The organism is Pseudolactococcus insecticola, from assembly GCF_011170065.1.
Classification (GTDB): domain Bacteria; phylum Bacillota; class Bacilli; order Lactobacillales; family Streptococcaceae; genus Pseudolactococcus; species Pseudolactococcus insecticola.
The window spans coordinates 265,517-286,509 of the sequence record NZ_BLLH01000001.1; the positions used below are offsets into that span (position 1 = coordinate 265,517).

14 protein-coding genes are annotated in these 20,993 nt (G+C 41.7%); 12 read left to right on the top strand and 2 right to left on the bottom strand.

All coding sequences use genetic code 11. From position 1 onward, the window contains the following. Positions 1-33: 33 nt before the first annotated feature. From cas9 to csn2, 4 genes are read left to right on the top strand one after another with little or no spacing between them, the layout of a single operon-like run. The gene (cas9, locus tag Hs20B_RS01410; protein ID WP_228407438.1) at positions 34-4,632 is read left to right on the top strand and encodes a type II CRISPR RNA-guided endonuclease Cas9; all 4,599 of its coding nucleotides are present in this window, start codon (positions 34-36) and stop codon (positions 4,630-4,632) included. Further along, complete coding sequence (gene cas1 / locus Hs20B_RS01415; RefSeq protein WP_172354844.1) at positions 4,617-5,483, top strand: type II CRISPR-associated endonuclease Cas1; 867 nt, start codon at positions 4,617-4,619, stop codon at positions 5,481-5,483. Before cas9 ends, cas1 begins: the two co-directional genes overlap by 16 nt. Next, positions 5,480-5,833, top strand: a complete 354-nt coding sequence (cas2, locus tag Hs20B_RS01420) for a CRISPR-associated endonuclease Cas2 (protein WP_172354846.1) — start codon at positions 5,480-5,482, stop codon at positions 5,831-5,833. The genes cas1 and cas2 overlap by 4 nt, the downstream gene beginning before the upstream one ends. Next, positions 5,823-6,485, top strand: a complete 663-nt coding sequence (gene csn2 / locus Hs20B_RS01425) for a type II-A CRISPR-associated protein Csn2 (protein WP_172355176.1) — start codon at positions 5,823-5,825, stop codon at positions 6,483-6,485. Before cas2 ends, csn2 begins: the two co-directional genes overlap by 11 nt. Before the next feature lie 658 nt (positions 6,486-7,143). On the opposite strand, the gene Hs20B_RS01430 is transcribed toward csn2, so the two are convergent. Next, the gene (locus tag Hs20B_RS01430) at positions 7,144-7,758 is read right to left on the bottom strand and encodes a TetR/AcrR family transcriptional regulator (protein WP_172354848.1); all 615 of its coding nucleotides are present in this window, start codon (positions 7,756-7,758) and stop codon (positions 7,144-7,146) included. A 235-nt stretch (positions 7,759-7,993) separates the two neighbouring features. Here Hs20B_RS01430 and Hs20B_RS01435 point away from each other — a divergent pair, with 235 nt between their 5' ends. Further along, entirely contained in the window at positions 7,994-12,286 is a 4,293-nt protein-coding gene (locus Hs20B_RS01435; RefSeq protein ID WP_172354850.1) for a 2-hydroxyacyl-CoA dehydratase, read from the top strand. Positions 12,287-12,428: 142 nt separating this feature from the next. Here the strand turns inward: Hs20B_RS01435 and Hs20B_RS01440 are convergent, their stop codons facing one another. Further along, positions 12,429-13,634, bottom strand: coding sequence for a hypothetical protein (locus Hs20B_RS01440; protein ID WP_172354852.1), 1,206 nt, complete (start codon positions 13,632-13,634; stop codon positions 12,429-12,431). Between the two features lie 305 nt (positions 13,635-13,939). Here Hs20B_RS01440 and Hs20B_RS01445 point away from each other — a divergent pair, with 305 nt between their 5' ends. The 7 genes from Hs20B_RS01445 to aroA all read left to right on the top strand — a co-directional run bounded on the left by Hs20B_RS01445 (position 13,940) and on the right by aroA (position 20,966). Continuing rightward, on the top strand, positions 13,940-14,947 hold the full coding sequence (locus Hs20B_RS01445; protein ID WP_172354854.1) for an NAD(P)/FAD-dependent oxidoreductase: 1,008 nt from the start codon (positions 13,940-13,942) through the stop codon (positions 14,945-14,947). 57 nt (positions 14,948-15,004) lie between these two features. Further along, positions 15,005-15,823 carry a shikimate dehydrogenase gene (gene aroE / locus Hs20B_RS01450; RefSeq protein ID WP_172354856.1) on the top strand — a complete coding sequence of 273 codons (819 nt, stop codon included), beginning with the start codon at positions 15,005-15,007 and terminating at the stop codon, positions 15,821-15,823. Positions 15,824-16,029: 206 nt separating this feature from the next. Continuing rightward, on the top strand, positions 16,030-17,100 hold the full coding sequence (gene aroB, locus Hs20B_RS01455; protein ID WP_172354858.1) for a 3-dehydroquinate synthase: 1,071 nt from the start codon (positions 16,030-16,032) through the stop codon (positions 17,098-17,100). A 103-nt stretch (positions 17,101-17,203) separates the two neighbouring features. After that, positions 17,204-18,370, top strand: coding sequence for a chorismate synthase (aroC, locus tag Hs20B_RS01460; protein WP_172354860.1), 1,167 nt, complete (start codon positions 17,204-17,206; stop codon positions 18,368-18,370). 37 nt (positions 18,371-18,407) lie between these two features. Continuing rightward, positions 18,408-19,511 carry a prephenate dehydrogenase gene (locus Hs20B_RS01465; protein ID WP_172354862.1) on the top strand — a complete coding sequence of 368 codons (1,104 nt, stop codon included), beginning with the start codon at positions 18,408-18,410 and terminating at the stop codon, positions 19,509-19,511. After that, positions 19,495-19,683, top strand: coding sequence for a hypothetical protein (locus Hs20B_RS01470; protein WP_172354864.1), 189 nt, complete (start codon positions 19,495-19,497; stop codon positions 19,681-19,683). Before Hs20B_RS01465 ends, Hs20B_RS01470 begins: the two co-directional genes overlap by 17 nt. Further along, positions 19,680-20,966 carry a 3-phosphoshikimate 1-carboxyvinyltransferase gene (gene aroA, locus Hs20B_RS01475; protein WP_172354866.1) on the top strand — a complete coding sequence of 429 codons (1,287 nt, stop codon included), beginning with the start codon at positions 19,680-19,682 and terminating at the stop codon, positions 20,964-20,966. Before Hs20B_RS01470 ends, aroA begins: the two co-directional genes overlap by 4 nt. Positions 20,967-20,993: the final 27 nt, after the last annotated feature.

A 20,993-nucleotide genomic window follows, 5' to 3' on the forward strand; every position in this document is an offset into this window, starting at 1 on the left:
TGATGACTTTGAGCTGATCAAGGGAAAAAAATCATCAGAGAGGATGGGCAGACGCGGAAAAATCGGACGAATCTTTGGGGCGTCAGACTTTTTGAAGAAGGAAATGTCGCTGCAGATCGCAGGTTGAAACGTGGGATGCGCAGACGCATTGCACGACGGAAAAAGCGTTTGCAGATGTTGCGTGAGATTTTTTCTGATGACATTTTGAAGTTTGACGATAGCTTTTTCATTCGGATGGATGAAAGCTTTTACCAAAATGATGATAATCAGGAAGTTCATACTTTTCGTGATGCGAATGGGCACAAAATTGAAAAAGTTAATAAGTCTGTAAAAACGCCATATCCTTTATTTAATGGCAAGATTGGACAGGGTGAAACTTATGCCAATGAAGTGGATTATTATAAAGCGTATCCTACCATTTATCATTTGCGTGAACGTTTGGTGAATGACAAAAGTCAAGCCGATTTGCGATTGGTTTATTTAGCATTGCACCATATTTTGAAGTTCCGTGGTCATTTTACCAACCAAGGTCAAAAATTTGATTTGAAAAATATCAATGTTGCGGAAAGCTTGCAAGAGCTATTAGAGAAATATCAAGCAGTGACGACGTTTGATTTTAATTTTGATGAGGACAATGAAGCGGCAGCGAATCAAATTCTGACAAATAGAAACATTTCAAAATCAAAGAAAGCGTATGATTTGACTGAATTGTATAGTGTTTTGACGGATGAAAACTATGCCAAGCATGAAGATCAAGGCAAGAAATTCTTAGAAACTAAAAATGCCCAACAAAAAGCGTTATTTACAGCGATTGTCGGGAACAGCATTGATCTTGCTAAGATTTTTTCAAATGATGAGTATAAGCCAACTGAAGAAAATGGTCTCCCAAAAGGTGGTGATTTTAAATATGGCAATGAAAATTTTGATGAAAAATTAGCTGACATTGAAAATGCCATTTCACCTGAAGAATTTGAAGTGATTGCTATTGGGAAGAAAGTCTATGAAGCCATTGTTTTGTCAGGTATTTTGACCAAGGAAACGCTTGCAGCATCAATGGTTGAAAAATACGACGACCATAAAGAACAATTAGCAAAGTTAAAACAATTTATTAAAAAATATCTTCCGGATGAAGAGTACAAAATTTTTTTTAATGCCATACCCAAAGAAGTAAAAAAAGGTCAGGAAAAAGTAATTGAAGGAACATATGTAGGCTATGTTGGATTGCCCAAGGCGTTTGCAAAAACAAAGCAACGAACTGACAAAAAGCCATTCTCCAAAAAGTACGCAACTCGAGAAATGTTTTACAGTTATGTTAAAAATTTATTATTTCAAGTTATCAGCGATGAAATAACTAAAAAAAATATTATTTTATATGACAACAAAGGGAAAAAGAAAGAGCTCTCTAATTCTGGCAACGGTCAGAACTTTAATATTGAATTTCTAGAAGTAAATAAAAGCGAAAACAAAGAAAACTATAATAAGTTCGATTCCGATAAGATTACTTTTGTTATGGATGTTTTACAACATATTGAATTAGAAAATTACTTGCCCAAACAGCGTCAGTCAGACAATGGTGCGATTCCATATCAAGTACATGAGCATGAATTACGTCGCATTCTGAAAAATCAAGGTCAGTACTATCCATTTTTGCTTGAACAAGTCGACGTTGAAGAAGAAAATGAAGCTGGTGATGTGTCGATTAAGCAAGAATATAAAATTCAAGTGCTGTTCAAGTTCCGCATTCCGTACTATGTCGGGACCCTTGCCAAAGAAGCGGGTTGGGCGCGCGGTGAAAATGGTGAATTAGTTCAGACTAACTCGTCATCAAAAAATTCATGGCTTGTCCGTCAATCTGACGAGAAACTCACACCGTGGAATTTTGATCAGGTGGTCGATAAAGAAGCGTCAGCGGTCAATTTCATCGAACGCATGACGAATTTTGACACTTATTTGCCTAGTGAAAAAGTCCTGCCGAAAAATTCATTGTTGTACCAAGAATTTTCGATTTATAATGAATTGATCATTGGTGGGTACTATCAAGATAGTCAGAAAAACTATTTTTCACCAGAAACACGTCAAATGATTGTTGAAAAATTATTCAAGAAAAATAAGTCTGTCACTGCACAGAAAATGATTGATTGTTTGAATTGTGAACTTAATCTGAATTTATCATCTGCCAAAGAACTCTTTGGCATCGACACATTTGTCAAATCTCCTAAATACAACACGAGTTATAGCACCTATATCGACTTGGTAAAGGCAGGTATTTCAGAACAAACGATTTCAGACAATCCAGATATTTTTGAACAAATCATCAAATGGCAGACGATTTTTGAAGACAAAAAAGTCTTGAAAAAGACCATCAAAAACGCCAATGAGAACGACTGGGGTCATTTGCTGACTGAGGAGCAAGTCAAAAAGTTAGGCAGTCGCCATTATACCGGCTGGGGGCGCTTATCTAAAAAATTACTTGATGGTTTAAAAGCCGAAAATGGCAAGACAATCATCGAAAATCTCAAAGAAGAAAACTACAACAACTTCATGCGTCTTCTGGAAGATAAGAAAATCGCTGCAGCCATCAAGTCAGAACAAGTTGAAAAGCTGGATGATACGACGTTGAACTATGGCATGGTTGAAAATCTAGCTGGCTCACCTGCCATCAAAAAAGGCATCTGGCAGTCTTTGCAGATCATCAAAGAGCTTGAAAACTATCTTGGACGTGAGAATATCGGTAAGATTGTCGTTGAGATGGCGCGCGGAAGCGAACCTGGACGAAAGAAAACACGGCAACGTCAGATAGAAGATTTTTATAAGAAGTTTGCTGAAAAAACTGGACAAGATGTAGCTAGCGGTGTTAGAAATGAATTTGAAAATATATCTGACGCCCATCGATTTGACGATGAAAAAGTGTTCTTGTATTTCTTACAAAACGGTAAGTCGATGTATGGTGGTGCCAATCTAGATTTGGACAACCTTTCAGCCTATGAAATTGACCACATCGTGCCACAAACCTATATCAAAGATGACTCTTTTGACAATAAAGTGTTGGTTTTGAAATCAGAAAATCAAAACAAGGGTGGTGATGTCCCAAGTCAGGCTATTATTTCAAAAATGCGTGATTACTGGGAATTACTCGCCAAAAATGGTCAAGTGTCACCAAGAAAGTTAGCCAATCTAAAAATAGGCAAGCTATCTGATGAACGCAAGTCTGGTTTTGTTAACCGTCAGTTGGTTGAAACGCGTCAGATAACCAAACATGTCGCAAATATCTTATCGGATTATTTCAAGTCGGATAAGGTAGAAGTGCTGACACCAAAAGCAGGTCTGACGAGTCAATTTCGTCATGGCGAAGTCTTTGTTCCAGTTGCAGATTTTGATTTTGAAACTGCGAAGGCACAACATGTTCACTATGAGTATGATAATAAAGCAGTTTTGGCAAATGGTGAAGTCATTGATACAAAATATAGTGATTCAAATTTCGTTAAAGTTTATGTGCATGACGGTTTTCCTAAAAATCGTGATTTGAACGACTATCATCACGCGCACGATGCCTATCTGAATGCTATCGTTGCTATTTACATCTATGAAACGCGTCCTGATTTGCATGATATGTGGGTTTACGGCGACTACCAGCGCAAAGCGCAGCAAGTAACAGGAAAATACGGCAAGCAACGCAAGGACTACTACAAACAACTGCTATCAGACATGACAGAAGAGAGCTGGATGCGATATGTGACAGATGAAGACGGAAAAACCATCTACCAGTCTGGCGAATTCTGGCATCGTGATGAAGTGATTTCGAAAATCAAGAAAAACTTGAGTTTGCGTAATGTAAATATTGTGAAGAAGACTGAAGAGCAGACAGGCAAGTTTGGGGACACTTCGGTTTACAAACGTGACGAAACAGCCAAAAACTTTGCTACTGGACTTAAACAAAATTTGAATCCTAATAAGTATGGTGGCACAAAAAAACCAATTTCAGCGTTTGCTGTAATTATTAAAGACGTGAAGGGCAATATTAAACCGTTATCAATTCCTGCCATGTTAGTATACGACTATGCTAAGGCGCCTGATAAGCTAAAATTTATTCAAGATATTTATCAGAGTGAAAGCATAAGTGAGATTCTTGTTAAAAAGATAGTTAAATACAATAAATATTTACTAGAAAACGGGGCGCCACGAATGTTTTCTAGTTATCAAGAAGCAATGAGTGGGTCGCAGTTACCAATGATAAACATAGCTGGCAAAAGTGCATCTACTGAAGATATGTTGAAAACGTATGACCAACTGGCGATGTTTATAAAAAAGAACAAATTATTTGCAGATGGATTCGATGCCAAAGGTAAGTATAAAGAAAAAAGCGATAAGGTACGGTTATTAGATTCTGACATAAGAGATTACTTTATTGCTAATGACAGTGAAGTTAAGACGGCCATTATTTCGGAAATGTTAAAAGTTATTTCACCCTCAGAATCAAGTCAAGGCTTAAAAGCGCTGCAACAGGCTGGATTAGGAACTACCGCGCAACAGTTAACAGGAAGCAATGCTATTGGAAATAATGCAACCCTCATCTACCAATCCATCACAGGTCTATATGAGACAAGGAAGAAGCTAAAATGGGATGGCGAGTAATCGTAGTTAATACGCATAGTAAGCTCTCTTATCAAAACAACCACCTCATGTTCAGGTCTTCAACTAAAAGTGAAGTGATTCATCTCTCTGAGATTGATGTCCTGATTTGCGAGACGACGGATATTTCTATCACGACCATGCTACTCAAAAAGTTAGCAGATGAAAACATCTTGACGATATTTTGTGATGACAAACGTCTGCCATCTAGTCAGATGCTGCCGTACTACGGGCGGCATGATTCAAGCTTACAGTTATCACGTCAGATCGCCTGGCAAGACACAAAAAAGTCAGCAGTTTGGACTGAAATCATTGCACAAAAAATCATCAATCAAGCCAATCACCTCACGCAGCTGACTTTTGATGCGTCAGCAACTGCCATCAATAATCTTCTTGACACGCTTGAACCGTTTGACCCATCAAATCGGGAAGGTCATGCAGCACGGATTTACTTTAACAGGCTGTTTGGCAATGACTTTACGCGCGATGATAATAATGACATCAACGCAGGACTTGACTATGGTTATACCCTTTTGATGAGCGTTTTTGCACGGGAAATTGTCAAATCAGGCTGCATGACGCAGCTAGGGCTGAAACATGTCAATCAGTTCAATGATTTTAACCTAGCAAGTGACATCATGGAGCCTTTCCGGATTTTAGTGGATCAGATCGTCTACCAACACCGTCACAAACATTTTGCTGAAATCAAGCGAGAATTGTTTGAGCTGTTTGCAACGACTTTTGTCTATGATCAAAAAGAGATGTATCTGACCAATATCGCAAGCGACTACACCAAGCGCGTGATTGCGGCATTGAACGGCGAGGACACGACAGTCCCGGTGTTTAGAATATGAGCTATCGCTATATGAGATTATTACTAATGTTTGATCTGCCAATGGATACATCTGATGAGAAGAAAGCCTATCGACAGTTTCGCAAGTTTTTACTCAGCGAGGGCTTTATCATGCACCAGTACTCGGTTTATAGCAAGCTTTTGCTTAATGCCACAGCAGCAAATGCGATGGAAAATAGGCTGCGCAAGCATCATCCAAAGCGTGGCTCAATCACACTATTAAGAGTGACTGAAAAGCAGTATGCACGCATGATTTATCTGCATGGTGCGCGTGACGCAAGCGTTGCAAACTCAGATAGCCGCATCGTATTTTTAGGGGAGGATTATGGTGATGACAACAATGAATCTTAACTTTCCACAACTTGATGAGCCGATAACTTTGGAAAATATGACGACAGTAGTGGTGGAAGATGTGCAAGTTTTTGCAAACCTAGTCCGTGAGTTGTATGGCTTTGATGATGCGAATGACGTGAGACTTTATGATGACCAGTTTAAGTCGCTGAAAGCAGCCGACATGTTAGTTATCACTGATATTTTGGGTTTTGATGTTAACTCGCGTCCTGTTTTGAAACTTGTCTATCAAGACTTGGAAACGCAGCTTAATGAAAAGCCAGAAGTCAAGTCAATGATTGACAAGCTGACTGCAACGATTTCTGAGTTGATTGGCTATGAGCTACTAGATCACGAGCTTGATTTAGAACAAGATGAGATCACAGTACAAGAATTGTTTAAAGCGCTTGGCATTCAGATCGAGACGCTGAGTGATACGATTTTCGAAAAAATATTTGAAATTTTGCAGATATTTAAGTATTTATCGAAAAAGAAATTGCTTGTTTTCATCAATGCTGCAAGTTTTCTGACAAGTGATGAACTAGCTGCCATCAGGGAATTTTCTGAGTTGCAAGGCCTGACGCTTTTATTTCTTGAACGTTATAAAGTACCTGATATGCCGCAATATATATTAGATTCTGACTATTTCCTTTATACTGAAAATATGGTATAATTGGGACAAATAAAGGATTTAGTTGCACTTTGACAACTGAATAAAAATAAAAACAACACAAGGCATTGATCAATTCTGAAGACCATCGCTAGGTCAAACAGCAAAAATCTGAAACCTAAAAAAACGGCAGAAAATTTTCTCCGAGGTTTTAGAGCTGTGTTGAATTGAATGCCCCCAAAACCCAAGCCATATTTTTCAGCAAAATATCCCTGTTTTAGAGCTGTGTTGAATTGAATGCCCCCAAAACACTCTGCTGAGTATCGCTCGACGTTTTCCCAGTTTTAGAGCTGTGTTGAATTGAATGCCCCCAAAACCTAGAACTTAATTCATCAATGTCGATTCATGTTTTAGAGCTGTGTTGAATTGAATGCCCCCAAAACCTGGTTTAAAGATTAAAAATAGGCTCAATAAAAAATTACGTGGGAAAAATACCCACGTGATTTTTTATTGAGCCGGAATTAATTCAGGGCCAAGCCTCACGTTTTTTTGGATATGGAAATATTGAACAAATACGGCATTTTAGAGTAGCCGTTCAATTAATAACAAATGCTGGTAGCGGTGTGGTTATATTACATGTCAAAGCTCCTATTGACTGTTTTTGGTACTGACATAACAGCATCTTTGAGGTGTTTTTTTGTTGGGGAAAATTTCTTCCTCCCTAATCCCGGTTAATATTAACCCCCAAAACCGTCAAATGGCCATTTGAGATGAGTTTGATCACGAGTGCAGCGAATTCACGCGCTGTCATCTCGTTATTTTTTTGGTTAATCCACCATTTTAGAGTGCCGATGAAGATGCTTGTGATATACGAAACGACGAAGTCAGTCGGGATTTTCAGGTCTTCATTTCGCACGTCAAGGCGATCAAAAATGCTGGCATAACGCTCAGACAAGATGGCAAGCAGTCGAGTAGAGAGCATTTCCTCGTTGCTGTTATCGATGATGATCTGTGCGAGAACGGGATTTTCGGTGACAAACTCATAAAACTTCGTCAAGCTCGCCTCAATGCTTTTGACATTGACTGAGTTTTGTTCGATCAAGTTTTCTTGATCCAAAACGGCCGCAAAATCGCCTATAAACTTGTCTACGATCTTTTCATAAAGGTCGGTTTTATCCTTGAAATGGCTGTAAAATGTTGCGCGATTGATCATCGCCTCGTCAGAAATATCGTTAATCGTAATTTTTTCAAATGTCTTGGTGCGCAGCAACTTGAGAAAAGCCTGCGTGATCAATTTATTGGTGCGTTTGACGCGTAAATCTACTTTTTGAGCCATGAGATGCCTTTCCTTTTGCAAATAATAATATAATTTAGCATTTTATCCAACACATTGTCGGATAATGTTGTTTTACCAACAGTTTAGCATATTTTAATGGTTGATTGCAAGTCAAAATCCTTGTAAAATAGAATTATATATGATAAACAACACTGTGTTGTTCGATTGCTTATACTAAAAGCGAGTTTAAGACAGACAGTAATCAAAAACACGAATCACTAAAGGAGTAGTAACCATGTATAAAGCAGGTATTGATGTCGGATCAACGACGGTTAAGATGGTCGTTTTCGATGAAAATTATGATATCAAGTTTTCGCGCTATGAGCGTCATTTTTCTGACGTCAAAACGGCGACAGTAAAAGTGCTTAATGAGATGATTGCCGAGTTAGGTGATATCCAGTTTACTTTTTCAATCACAGGTTCAGGCGGTATGGGGCTTTCTGACGTGATTGGTGCCACATTTATCCAAGAGGTAATCGCCTCAACACTGACAATCGAAAAATTCATTCCAGAAACAGACGTTATGATCGAGCTTGGTGGTGAAGATGCCAAGATGACTTTCTTTGACGGTGCGATGGAGCAACGGATGAATGGGTCATGCGCTGGTGGGACGGGTGCCTTTATCGACCAAATGGCTGAGCTACTAAAAGTAGATGCTAATGGTGTCAATGAGCTGGCTAAAAATTATCAAAATCTTTATCCGATTGCCAGTCGTTGTGGCGTTTTTGCCAAAACAGACGTGCAACCTTTGCTAAATGAAGGGGTGCGCAAAGAAGACATCGCAGCCAGTATTTTTCAGGCTGTTGTCAATCAAACGGTCGCAGGTCTTGCGGCTGGTCGCAAAATCAAAGGGAATATTGCCTTTTTGGGTGGCCCTCTCTTTTTCATGAGCGAACTTCGTAAACGCTTTATCGAAACGCTTGATATCAAACCTGAAAATGTCGTTTTCCCTGAAAATCCGCAACTTTTTGTTGCCATGGGCGCAGCTCTGGACGAGGAAAATGCGACTGAATTTTCAGCATCAGAGATTGTAAACAAGCTTGAAAATGACAACTCTGACAACCTGATTCCCCAAGACACACTCGAAGTCTTGTTTGAAGACGCCGCTGACTTGGCTGAGTTCCGAGCTCGTCACGCCAAAGCAAGTGCAGCACATAAAAACTTATCTGATCACCATGGCGCAGCTTTCCTAGGGATTGATGCAGGTTCTACGACGACAAAAGTCGTGCTGATCGATGAAGACGGTAATATCTTGTTTGAGCATTACGGCTCCAATAACGGTGATCCGCTTGATTCCGTGTTGAACGTTATGACCTTTCTTTACAAGGAAATGCCTAGCGACGTCTACATCGCAAAATCTGCGGTGACAGGTTACGGTGAGCAGCTGATCAAAGCCGCACTCAAAGTTGATATTGGTGAAGTTGAGACCATGGCGCATTACAAGGCGGCTGATTTCTTCCAACCTGGTGTTGACTTTATCATCGACATCGGCGGGCAAGATATGAAAGCTATGAAGATTCGCGATGGGGCGCTCTCAAGCATTCAGCTCAATGAAGCGTGTAGTTCAGGTTGTGGGTCATTTATCGAAACATTTGCTAAATCTTTGAAGTTTGACGTCAAAGACTTTGCGCAAGAAGCACTGCTCACAGCACATCCTGTGGATCTCGGCTCAAAATGTACGGTTTTCATGAACTCCAAAGTCAAGCAAGTTCAAAAAGAAGGTGCCACAGTCGGTGATATCTCGGCTGGCCTGTCTTACTCAGTCATCAAAAATGCGCTTTATAAGGTTATCAAGGTCAAACGCCCTGAAGATCTTGGCGAAAAAATCGTTGTTCAAGGCGGTACTTTCTACAATGAAGCCGTGTTACGTGCCTTTGAAAAAATCTCAGGCCGTGAGGTTGTCCGTCCCTCTATCGCAGGTCTCATGGGGGCTTATGGCTGTGCTTTGATTGCCATGGAAGATGCGACAGACGATGCGACACCGTCTACGATTTTGGGTCTTGAAGCACTTCAAGCCTTTAACACGACAAAAGAATTTACAACATGTGGCCTTTGCGAAAACATGTGTAAGATGACATTGACTGTCTTCAATGACGGGTCAAAATTTGTCTCAGGTAATCGTTGCGAACGTGGTGCCGAAAAAGCCATGCAAATCAAAATTGACAAGCGTGACAAAAAAGTCAACCTAGTTGATTACAAATATAAAAAATTGTTCAAGTTTAAAGCCCTGAACAAGAAAAAAGCAACAAATGGTGAGATTGGTATTCCACGTGTGCTTAACATGTATGAAAACTATCCATTGTGGCACACCATGCTGACAGATCTTGGTTTCCGTGTTGTTTTGTCACCAAAATCTGACAAAGAGCTTTATGAAAAAGGGATTGAAACAATTCCGTCAGACACGGTTTGTTATCCAGCAAAACTCAGCCATGGTCATATCATGAGCTTGATCCAAAAAGATGTGCCAACGATTTTTTATCCGTCTGTTTTGTATGAACGTCAAGAAGATGTGACAGCACAAAATCACTATAACTGTCCGATCGTTCAGTCATATCCTGAAGTCATCAAAAATAACATTGACGAAATCAGAAATGGTCAAGTAGGCTATGTGCATCCATTTATCAACCTTGCTGATCCTGACAATATGGCTGTTAATCTTTTTGAGGCTTTGAAAGAGTTCGACGTTACACTTGATGCCGTTAAAGCAGCGATTCACCATGGTTTTGAAGAGCTTGACGCTTTTAAAGCTGACATCAGAGACAAGGCTGAGGATTTGCTTATGCAAATCAATCTTAACAATGAAAAAGCCATCGTCTTGTCAGGACGTCCTTACCATCTGGATCCAGAAATCAACCATGGCATTTCTGACATCATTACGCAAGAAGGTTTCCACGTTCTGACGGAAGATTCGATCGCGCATCTTGCTGAAGTTGGCGGTTTGCGCGTGGTCAATCAATGGGTCTATCACTCACGACTGTACGGCGCTGCGCGTGTCGTTGCGAAAAATAAAAATCTTGAACTCGTCCAACTCAATAGTTTTGGCTGCGGGCTTGATGCCGTAACAACTGACCAAGTTGAAGAAATCATGCAAGGTCATAACAAACTTTACACGGTTTTAAAGATCGATGAAGGTTCAAATATGGGCGCTGTTCGGATTCGTCTGCGCTCACTCAAAGCAGCTGTTAGCGAACGTGACAAACGTGGCGTCATTCCTGAAATCGCTGAAAGCGACTACAAGGAAATCATCGAAACACATCCAGCATTTACAAAAGAGATGAAAAAGACACACACGCTTCTCATGCCAATGTTGTCGCCAATCCACCAAGAAGGTTTGATTGATGAGGCCTTCAGACAGTCTGGCTACAATGTTGTGGTCCTGCCTGAAGACAAATCATCTATCAACTCCGGTTTGAAATTTGTCAATAACGATTCATGTTATCCTGCCATTATTTCAATCGGGCAGTTGATCCATGCGCTCGAATCGGGCGACTACGATGTCAACAATACCTCTGTCATGATGACGCAAACGGGTGGTGGTTGTCGTGCAACAAACTACATTCCACTGCTTAGAAAAGCGCTCAAAGATGCTGGATTTGGTCAAGTGCCAGTCGTTTCCGTGTCAATGGGAAATAAAGGTACGGAAAAATCTGAAGGATTCAAATTCTCTGTGCCAATGATGACGCGCGTGATTATCGGTGCGCTCTATGGTGACTTGTTTGAACGTGTTGTTTATCGGACACGGCCGTATGAAATCACCAAAGGTCAGATTGATGCGCTTCATACCAAATGGCTTGGCAAAGCGAAACACAACATCAAATCAGGCTCAATTTTTGAATTTAACCGCAATATGAAACAAATCATTCGTGAGTTTGACGAAACACCACTTTTGGACATCAAAAAACCACGTGTTGGTGTGGTAGGTGAAATTCTTGTCAAATATTCAAAAACAGCCAATAATGATATTGTGAGCATCATTGAGTCGGAGGGTGCAGAAGCAGTTGTGCCGGATATTATCGGCTTTATGAACTATTCGCTTTACAACCAAATCTGGAAATCTGAAAATCTCGGCATGGGCAAGAAAGCAAAATACTTTGCACGCGCCTTCATTAACATTATCCAAATGGTTGAAAAACCGATGAATAAGGCGCTCAAAGCCTCTAAACGATTTGATGGGATTCACTCGATTGATGCCCTCGCTGCAGATACCGAAAAAATCATCTCTATCGGAAATCATACGGGTGAAGGTTGGTTCTTGACGGGTGAAATGATTGAACTCTTGCAAGATGACGTGGATAACATCGTCTGCCTACAACCATTTGGCTGCCTGCCTAACCACATCGTTGGTAAAGGTATGATCAAGGAACTCCGTCGTCAATATCCGCGTGCCAATATCGCACCAATTGACTACGATCCATCTGTTTCAGTCGTCAACCAACTTAATCGGATTCGTTTGATGATGGCAACAGCAAAAAAACAACTCAAAAAAGATATGGCTGAAGCTGAAGTGACAGCTGAGGTGAATGCTTGATTTTGGGATATGGAACTGTCAGTGATGGCAGTTTTTTTGTTTTATTTAGAGAGAAAGAGTTTTTGTAAACTAAAAAAACAAGCAACCGAAGTTACTTGCTTTATAAGGAAATTGATTTTCCCACACGATTTGACAAAGCGCATTAATAGGCCGCAGAAATGGCAATGCCACTTCCTAGACTATAACTGCTATTTTTGAAAGGAACAGGACCGCCATGCGTTATATCAGTACCATTTTTTAGAACTTTAATATTAGACATATTGACAGTTGCATTGGTTGAAAGGGTGTGTAAGATATAATTTCCAGCAGAATTTGTAGCTAAGCTAGTTTTATATTGTCCAACTAACACATTATTAACAAACGCTTGCATATAGCCATTTGAGAAATATTTTACTTTTAAATTCACTGTTTGACCGTTAGCAATTCTAGCAGCTCCAGTGTTCACTGAATAGTATTGTTGGCCAGTATTTCCAGCACCACTTGGAAAATTAATCGTTGTTGTGTTAATTCTACCTTGTGCGAAGTTTGCATCAGTACCCGCTTGGTAATGCAATGAGATGCCGATTTGACCTTGACCAGTATTAGTACCTGCAATAACAAATTGCGTTTCATAATCACTACTTGAGCTAGTCATCTTGATATTGGCAGAATATTCAATGGTCGGATTTCCGGTTAAAGTAGCACTATCAAATGGTCTATTTGAATAAAGGTTTCGATATGATCCTGGGTTACTCGTTTCAGATCCTCCAGTTCCGGTAATATTTTGATCGACATGTTTTGGTGTAACAGCAGGAACTGATGCATCAGCATGTCCAAGACCTGAAACTCGCCATGCGATATTTTCATTTTTCCAGCCAGCTTTAATCAGGCTATTTTGCTCAGCAGACGAAGTTGTGTAGTTATGGCTGCCAGCCTTAGCATTTGGATTATAGGCACGTAATAGGGCAATATCTTTAGAATTGGTGCTTGCGTAGGAATTGATACCCTCGTATCGCCAACCCACTTTAACTAAGCTATTTTTTTCAGCTGATGATGTTGTGTAAAAATGATCGCCAGCATTTGGGTTATATAGTCTATAAATTGGTTGACTACTTGTTTCAGGGGCTACCCACCCAATACCTTCGTATTTCCAACCTGCTTTAATAATGTTGTTTCTTTCTGCACTTGAGCGCGTGTAAAAATGTTCACCGCTGTTTGGGTTATATAAACGGTAAATATCGACTGTTTTAACAGCAGCTGCAGCATTAACTTCAGTATTATTGACTGATAGTTTGTCTAAAGATAGTGGCACACTCAATATTCCTACCGCTGACAAGATTGCCAGTGGTTTTAAAATATTTTTTTTCATTGAAATTTCTCCTTTAATTATCAATTTTATTAAATTTTAGCATATAACTATATTTTTGTCAAATGGTTCTCTGACGGGACGCTAATGATCAATATTATGGCAATGACGCACAGATCTCTCGTAGCGACGTAGTAGATGCGGCAATCAAGCTCTTACTGGACCTGAAACTTACTGCAATCGGAATCTCGCCATTACCAGCAAATAATACGCACAAGAAAAGGCTGTCATAAATGGCAGTTTTTTGCTTTATTACTGGGATTATAGTAAAATATGTTTTACATTAAAGAAAGTTAGGGGTCATCCAGATGACAGCAGAAATATATGATATAACGATTATTGGTGCAGGTCCGAGTGGCTTGTTTGCAGGGTTTTATGCAGGTATGCGTAAAAATAAAGTGCAAATTTTGGATTCCTTGGAAATTGCAGGAGGTCAGCTCAATGCGCTCTATCCTGAAAAAATGATTCACGATGTGCCAGGATATTTTGCCGTCAAGGCGGAGGAGCTGGTAACTGATCTGGTCAAGCAAACTGAGCAGTTTGGTGTGCCGATTCGCCTGTCAGAACAGGTGATTGACATTGTGGCAGTGGATCAGGAGAGTTCTGACGACAAGCTGTACCAGATCACTACGACAAAAGCGACTTATCTGAGTAAGGCTGTGATCATTGCGACTGGTAATGGATCATTCACACCGAAAATACTCAAAACTGCTGGTGAATTTGATGCGTCAAAAGTGCTTTACAGCATGACAGATAAGCAAAAAATGGATGGAAAAAGGATTGCTGTAGCAGGTGGTGGCGATTCTGCGATTGACATGTCGCTGCTTTTGTCAGAAGTCGCTGAAAAAGTCAGCCTGATTCATCGGCGCAAGGAATTTCGGGCGCATGAGTCGTCAGTTGATCACTTGCAAGCGTCATCAGTTGCGGTCTTGGTGCCGCTTACCATTGAACGCATTGATGATGTTGTTGATGAGGACACGGAAAATCAGCAGCTGCGCTTGACCTTGTCTGATGGTCAGACGCTAGAAGTTGATTATCTGCTGGTTCAGCACGGTTTTTTGAGCAATAATAAAGACATTCGTGCTTGGTCGGTCAATCTGGCAATGGATCGTCAGCATTTTGTGGTGGATGCCCATTATCAAACGAATCAAGAACTAATTTATGCCATTGGTGACACGGCAAAATATGACGGTAAACTCGGCTTGATCGTCGAAGGATTTGAAGAAGGGCCGCACGCGGTTAACCAGATCATGGCTAAAATCCACTCTGGTAATCCTAGCCATGCTCACTCGACGTCCTTATTTCCTGAAAAATGATGGCCTAAACGCGGATGAATTGTTGAAAAATTGCGAAAATTAGGCTAAAATAAAAGTATGGAAATCAACGGATATACAAAACTTGCGGCAGTTGTGGCAAAGCCAATCAAGCATTCTCTGTCGCCATTTATACATAACTTGGCCTTTGAAGAGGTTGCAGAAAACGGGGCCTACCTAGCTTTTGAAGTCGAAGCAACAGTGCTAAGCTCAGTCATTGATTCAATCAAAACACTAGATATGTACGGCGTCAATCTGTCCATGCCTTATAAAGAAGCAGCGGTGGCTTACGTTGATGAACTCTCAGAAGTCGCAAAACTGACTGGCGCGATCAATACGATTGTTAACCGTAATGGTAAACTTTTTGGTACATCAACTGACGGCGCGGGATTTTTCAAGTCACTGCCTGATTTTTCGGTAAAAGATAGCGACATCACAATTATTGGTGCTGGCGGTGCCGCTCGGGCGATTATTGCTGAGGCGGCGTTGCGAGGTGCAGGAAAAATCACCGTTTACAACCGGACTTATAAGCCTGAACTTTTTGCGGCCTATCCAGGGCAGATTGACTTCAAACCTTTGTCAGACTTGGTAAGTTTGAGTGGTGATCTCTTGGTTAATACGACAAGTGTTGGGATGGACGGTGTTAGCATGCCGATTTCGGAAAATCTGGTTATCCCAGAAAATATGATCGTGGCAGATGTGATTTATCAGCCAATTGAGACACCGTTGCTGCGTTTTGCTAAGGCGCAGGGCTGCCAAACACTTAATGGACTTGGCATGCTAGTCTATCAAGCTGCTGAAAGTTTTGAGCTTTGGACTGGGAAAGTCATGCCTGCTGAGATGATATTAGAAAAGTTAGAAGAAAAAATCTATGGCTGATCACAAAGATACAGTCACAAAACTCATCGTCTCCCCGAGTGCGATAAAGCTTATATGATGCGTTGAAATAAAATCGTGATGCGATTTTGTCGATGTTCGCTGAAAATAAGATTAAGATTTTTTACCTTAGAGACGTGCTAATGCGGATAATTCGCATCATCTGTTATCACGATTTATCAAGGTTGAACCTGAAAGGAAACATATTTATGAAAACATTGCACGTTGATTTACCCCAACATCCCTACGACATCACGGTTGCACGGGGAGAGCTTGCAAAGTCTGGCAAATGGGCGCGAGATCTTTGGCAACCGCAGAAAATCGTAATTATCACGGATAATCACGTTGGCGAACTTTATGCTGAGACGGTCAAGCTGTCTTTTGAGGACGCTGGCTTCACAGAAGTTTCTGTCTTTGCTTTTCTGGAGGGCGAGGCATCAAAAACACTTGCTACAGTTGAAACAGCTTACAAATTTTTGGCTGATTTTGGCATGACACGTTCTGACGGGATTGTTGCTCTGGGCGGAGGTGTTGTTGGCGATTTAGCAGGATTTGTGGCGTCGACCTACATGCGTGGCATCCATTTTCTGCAAATACCGACCAGTCTGACGGCGCAAGTGGACTCTTCAGTTGGCGGAAAGACAGGCGTGAACACAGCTTATGCCAAAAATATGGTTGGGACATTTACACAGCCTGATGGCGTTTTGATTGACCCAGACTGTCTTGCAACGCTTGGCGAACGTGAGCTTTATGAGGGCATGGGAGAGGTCATCAAATGTGGTCTGATTGCTGATGTGGATTTGTGGGATATTTTAGAGGGGCTGACGGGCGAAGTTGACAATCTTTTGACGAATTCTGAAGCTTTGATTTACCATTCGTGTGATGTGAAGCGCAAGGTTGTTGTCGAAGATGAGCTTGATAATGGGACACGCTTGTATCTGAATTTTGGTCACACGATTGGTCACGCAATCGAGGCTACTGCGGGATATGGCAAGGTCATGCACGGCGAAGCCGTCGCCATTGGCATGGTACAAATCACAAAAATTGCTGAAGAAAAAGGCTTGAGTCAGGCAGGATTAACAGCAAAAATCAGGGGAATGGTTGCAAAATTCCATTTGCCGACAGACTATACGCCGTGGGAAGTGGACAAACTTGCCAAAGTCATGACGCTAGACAAAAAGGCACGTGGCACTCAGATAAAAACTGTTTTAGTCCCAGAAATCGGTCAGGCTAAGATCAATGTGATCGACATGGTGGATGTTGAGGAGTGGTTGGCCTAACTGGTCATAAAAAATAACTGGCATGACGAAAAAAATAGGCAATCGCCTTTTTTTTTGGTATAATTTATAATTATAGTAAAATTCTGAAAATTGGAGATAAATCATGAGATATTTTACAGCTGGAGAAAGTCACGGGCCGCGTCTGACGGCTATTATTGAAGGCGTCCCTGCTGGGTTGCGCCTGAGTTCTGCTGATATTAATGTTGAGTTAAAACGCCGTCAAGGCGGCTATGGTCGTGGTGGCCGTATGCTGATAGAAAGCGACCAGGTCGAGATCACGTCTGGCGTGCGTCACGGTGTTACCATGGGTAGCCCCATCACGCTCAATGTCGAAAATAAGGATTTCAAAAACTGGACGACGATTATGGCGGCAGATGACGTCGATGATAAGTTCAAAAAGCAACGTAAACTGACTAAGCCACGTCCAGGACATGCCGATCTGGTTGGTGGCATGAAGTATCGTTTTAGTGATCTGAGAAATGTTCTAGAACGCTCAAGTGCTCGTGAAACAACCATGCGCGTGGCAATCGGCGCTGTGGCAAAACGTCTGCTTGCTGAGCTTGATATTGAGGTGGCAAGCCATGTGACGGTTTTTGGCGGGATTGAAGTTGCAGTGCCAGACGGTCTGACCGTTAGCGAAATACGCGAACGTGCGGCGCAATCAGAAGTATCCATCGTCAATCCTGAACGTGAACAAGAGATTAAAGATTTAGTTGATAAAACTAAAAAAGATGGTGATACGATTGGTGGCGTTGTCGAGGTTGTTGCAGGCGGCCTGCCTGTCGGACTAGGCTCATATGTCCAGTGGGACAAGAAATTGGACGCGAAAATCGCACAAGCCGTTGTCTCTATCAATGCTTTCAAAGGTGTCGAATTTGGCATCGGGTTTGATGCGGCTTATAAACCTGGCAGTCAAATCATGGACGAAATCGCTTGGTCAGAACACGATGGTTACACACGAAAATCTGATAACCTTGGCGGATTTGAAGGTGGTATGACCAATGGTGAGTTGGTTGTCGTGCGTGGTGTCATGAAGCCGATTCCAACGCTTTATAAGCCACTGATGAGTGTGGATACTGAAAATCACGAGCCTTATAAGGCGCAAGTCGAACGCTCTGATCCGACCGCTGTCCCTGCTGCTGCAGTGGTGGCTGAGCACGTTGTCGCAACTGTTTTAGCAAATGAAATCCTAGAAAAATTTGCGTCAGATAACATGGCTGAGCTCAAAGAAAACATTGCCCGCCATAATGACTATGTCAAAGGTTTCTGATAGCGATTGACTATAAAAAGGTAAAGAAAGTAAGTAGATGTCTCAAAAAACGATTTTAATCGCAGGACTGGGTCTCATCGGAGGCTCGCTTGCGCGTGCAATCAAGTTAGGTCACACAGATTATCACGTTTCTGCCTACAATCGTAGTCAGGCACCGCGCGATTTTGCCATTCAAGAAAAGATTGTCGATGAAGTGTCTGACGATTTTGCGGCGCTTGCTGTCAAGGCAGACGTGATCATCTTGAACTTCCCCGTTCAGCTATCAATTGACTTTTTGAAAAAGCTTGCGACATTGCCTTTGAAAGAAAATGTGCTGATTTCAGACTCGGGATCTACAAAAACTGAGATTGTTGCTGCGGCGGAAACTATTTTTGCGGGGAAATCCGCCAGATTTATCGGTGGTCATCCGATGGCTGGTTCGCACAAAACAGGCGTGATTGCATCTGACGAGCTTTTGTTTGAAAATGCGTATTATATTTTGACCCCGTCAACTCTATCTGAGCCAAAAGACCTTGCGGAACTCAAGGACATTTTATCAAATACCCGTGCGAAATTTGTTGAGTTGTCACCAAAAGATCACGATGCCATGACGGCTGTGACCAGTCATTTTCCGCATGTTGTGGCAGCAAGTTTGGTTAATAATGCGCATGATTTTGCACAGCTCATGCCTTTTACTGAAAATCTAGCAGCGGGTGGTTTTCGGGATATGACACGGATTGCTGAGAGCTCACCCGATATGTGGGCAGAGATTCTCATGTCAAATCCTGATAATATCATCTACCAAATCGATCAATTTAGTCAAAAACTGGCGCAGATCAAACAGCTGATTGTTCAAAGACAGAGCGCTGAAATCTGGGATTTCTTTGATCAAGCACGTAAACTTAGAAGTCTGATGCCCATTCACAAAGGGGCTCTGGAGAACTTTTATGACCTGTTTATCAGCGTGCCAGATAAGTCTGACGTGATTCATGAGGTGCTGGGTTATTTTGCTGGGCACAATCTGAGCATCATCAATATCAAAATCAATGAAACGCGTGTTGAGATTAACGGTGTTTTGCAGATTACTTTTAAAACGGAGCAAGATCAGAAAACTGCTGAACATTTGATAAAGGAAAATTCGGATTATGACGTCTACAAGTGATCGCGAGGCGATTTTACTTGCCTTGCGCAAGAAAAAACGTCAAAATAAAAATCAGCTCAAAAAATTTGTCAAGTCAAAAAATGGGAAAGGCTCAGGCATTTACACCCGTAGCCGTAAGAATGACAAGGGATACGACTTGATAGTCAAGAAAGACGAGGAAACGAAAAAGTGAAGTTACAGACCAATGCAGCAGGCCTTCGTGGCACGCTAAAAGTGCCAGGTGATAAGTCTATCAGCCATCGCAGCATCATGTTTGGCGCCCTTGCGATAGGTACTACCAAGGTGCATGACATCTTGCGTGGTGAGGATGTGCTGTCAACCATGGCTGTTTTTCGGGAACTTGGCGTGCGCATCGAGGATAATGGCTACGAAGTGGTTGTTCATGGTGTTGGATTTGATGGCTTGAAAGCACCTCAAAAACGCTTAGATATGGGTAATTCTGGTACATCTATTCGCCTGATTTCAGGTGTCTTAGCAGGGCAACCTTTCACGTCAGAGATGTTTGGCGATGATTCACTGTCAAAACGGCCAATGGATCGTGTGACGATTCCCTTGCGTCAGATGGGTGTTGACATCTCAGGGGAAACAGACCGTGACTTGCCACCGCTTAAAATCACAGGAACTGGCAACTTAAAACCGATTACTTATCAGCTGCCTGTCGCTTCTGCGCAGGTAAAGTCGGCCTTGATTTTTGCTGCATTGCAGGCAGATGGTGAGTCAGTCATCACCGAAAAAGAACTCACGCGGAATCACACAGAAGACATGATTGTCCAGTTTGGCGGTGAAATCTCGGTCAATGGTAAGGAAATTCGCGTCAGAGGCGGGCAGCAGTTTACAGCTACAGAAGTTACTGTACCAGGCGATATTTCAAGTGCAGCCTTTTTCTTGGTGGCAGGTCTCATTGTACCAAATAGTGAGATTGTTCTGAAAAATGTTGGCATTAACGAGACGCGCACGGGAATTATTGACGTCATTCAGGCGATGGGTGGTGATTTGACGATTTCTGATGTAGACGAGCTTGCAAAATCTGCGACGTTGACTGTTAGAACATCAGAGCTCAGTGCTACTGAGATTGCTGGTGATATTATTCCGCGCTTGATTGATGAGTTGCCAGTCATTGCGCTGCTTGCGACGCAGGCAAGTGGTACCACAGTCATTCGTGACGCTGAAGAGCTGAAAGTCAAGGAAACTGACAGGATTCAGGTTGTTGCGGATATGCTAAACAGCATGGGGGCAGACATTACCCCGACGGACGATGGTATGATTATCAAAGGTAAATCACGGCTTAATGGTGCTGTGATCAACACGCAGGGAGACCACCGTATTGGCATGACAGCAGCAGTTGCAAGTTTGCTAGTTTCTGATTCTGATGGTGATGTCGATCTTGAGCGCTCTGAAGCCATAAAAACGTCTTATCCGTCATTTTTCGATGATTTGGCGGCATTGATGGCTTGATTGTGAATCAACAAAAGTTCAGACTTG

Bases quoted from the DNA above. Each gene is read 5' to 3' on its own strand.
- cas1 (WP_172354844.1), top strand. From the start codon at position 4,617: ATGGGATGGCGAGTAATCGTAGTTAATACGCATAGTAAGCTCTCTTAT.
- cas2 (WP_172354846.1), top strand. From the start codon at position 5,480: ATGAGCTATCGCTATATGAGATTATTACTAATGTTTGATCTGCCAATG.
- csn2 (WP_172355176.1), top strand. From the start codon at position 5,823: ATGAATCTTAACTTTCCACAACTTGATGAGCCGATAACTTTGGAAAAT.
- Hs20B_RS01430 (WP_172354848.1), bottom strand. From the start codon at position 7,758: ATGGCTCAAAAAGTAGATTTACGCGTCAAACGCACCAATAAATTGATC.
- Hs20B_RS01435 (WP_172354850.1), top strand. From the start codon at position 7,994: ATGTATAAAGCAGGTATTGATGTCGGATCAACGACGGTTAAGATGGTC.
- Hs20B_RS01440 (WP_172354852.1), bottom strand. From the start codon at position 13,634: ATGAAAAAAAATATTTTAAAACCACTGGCAATCTTGTCAGCGGTAGGA.
- Hs20B_RS01445 (WP_172354854.1), top strand. From the start codon at position 13,940: ATGACAGCAGAAATATATGATATAACGATTATTGGTGCAGGTCCGAGT.
- aroE (WP_172354856.1), top strand. From the start codon at position 15,005: ATGGAAATCAACGGATATACAAAACTTGCGGCAGTTGTGGCAAAGCCA.
- aroB (WP_172354858.1), top strand. From the start codon at position 16,030: ATGAAAACATTGCACGTTGATTTACCCCAACATCCCTACGACATCACG.
- aroC (WP_172354860.1), top strand. From the start codon at position 17,204: ATGAGATATTTTACAGCTGGAGAAAGTCACGGGCCGCGTCTGACGGCT.
- Hs20B_RS01465 (WP_172354862.1), top strand. From the start codon at position 18,408: ATGTCTCAAAAAACGATTTTAATCGCAGGACTGGGTCTCATCGGAGGC.
- Hs20B_RS01470 (WP_172354864.1), top strand. From the start codon at position 19,495: ATGACGTCTACAAGTGATCGCGAGGCGATTTTACTTGCCTTGCGCAAG.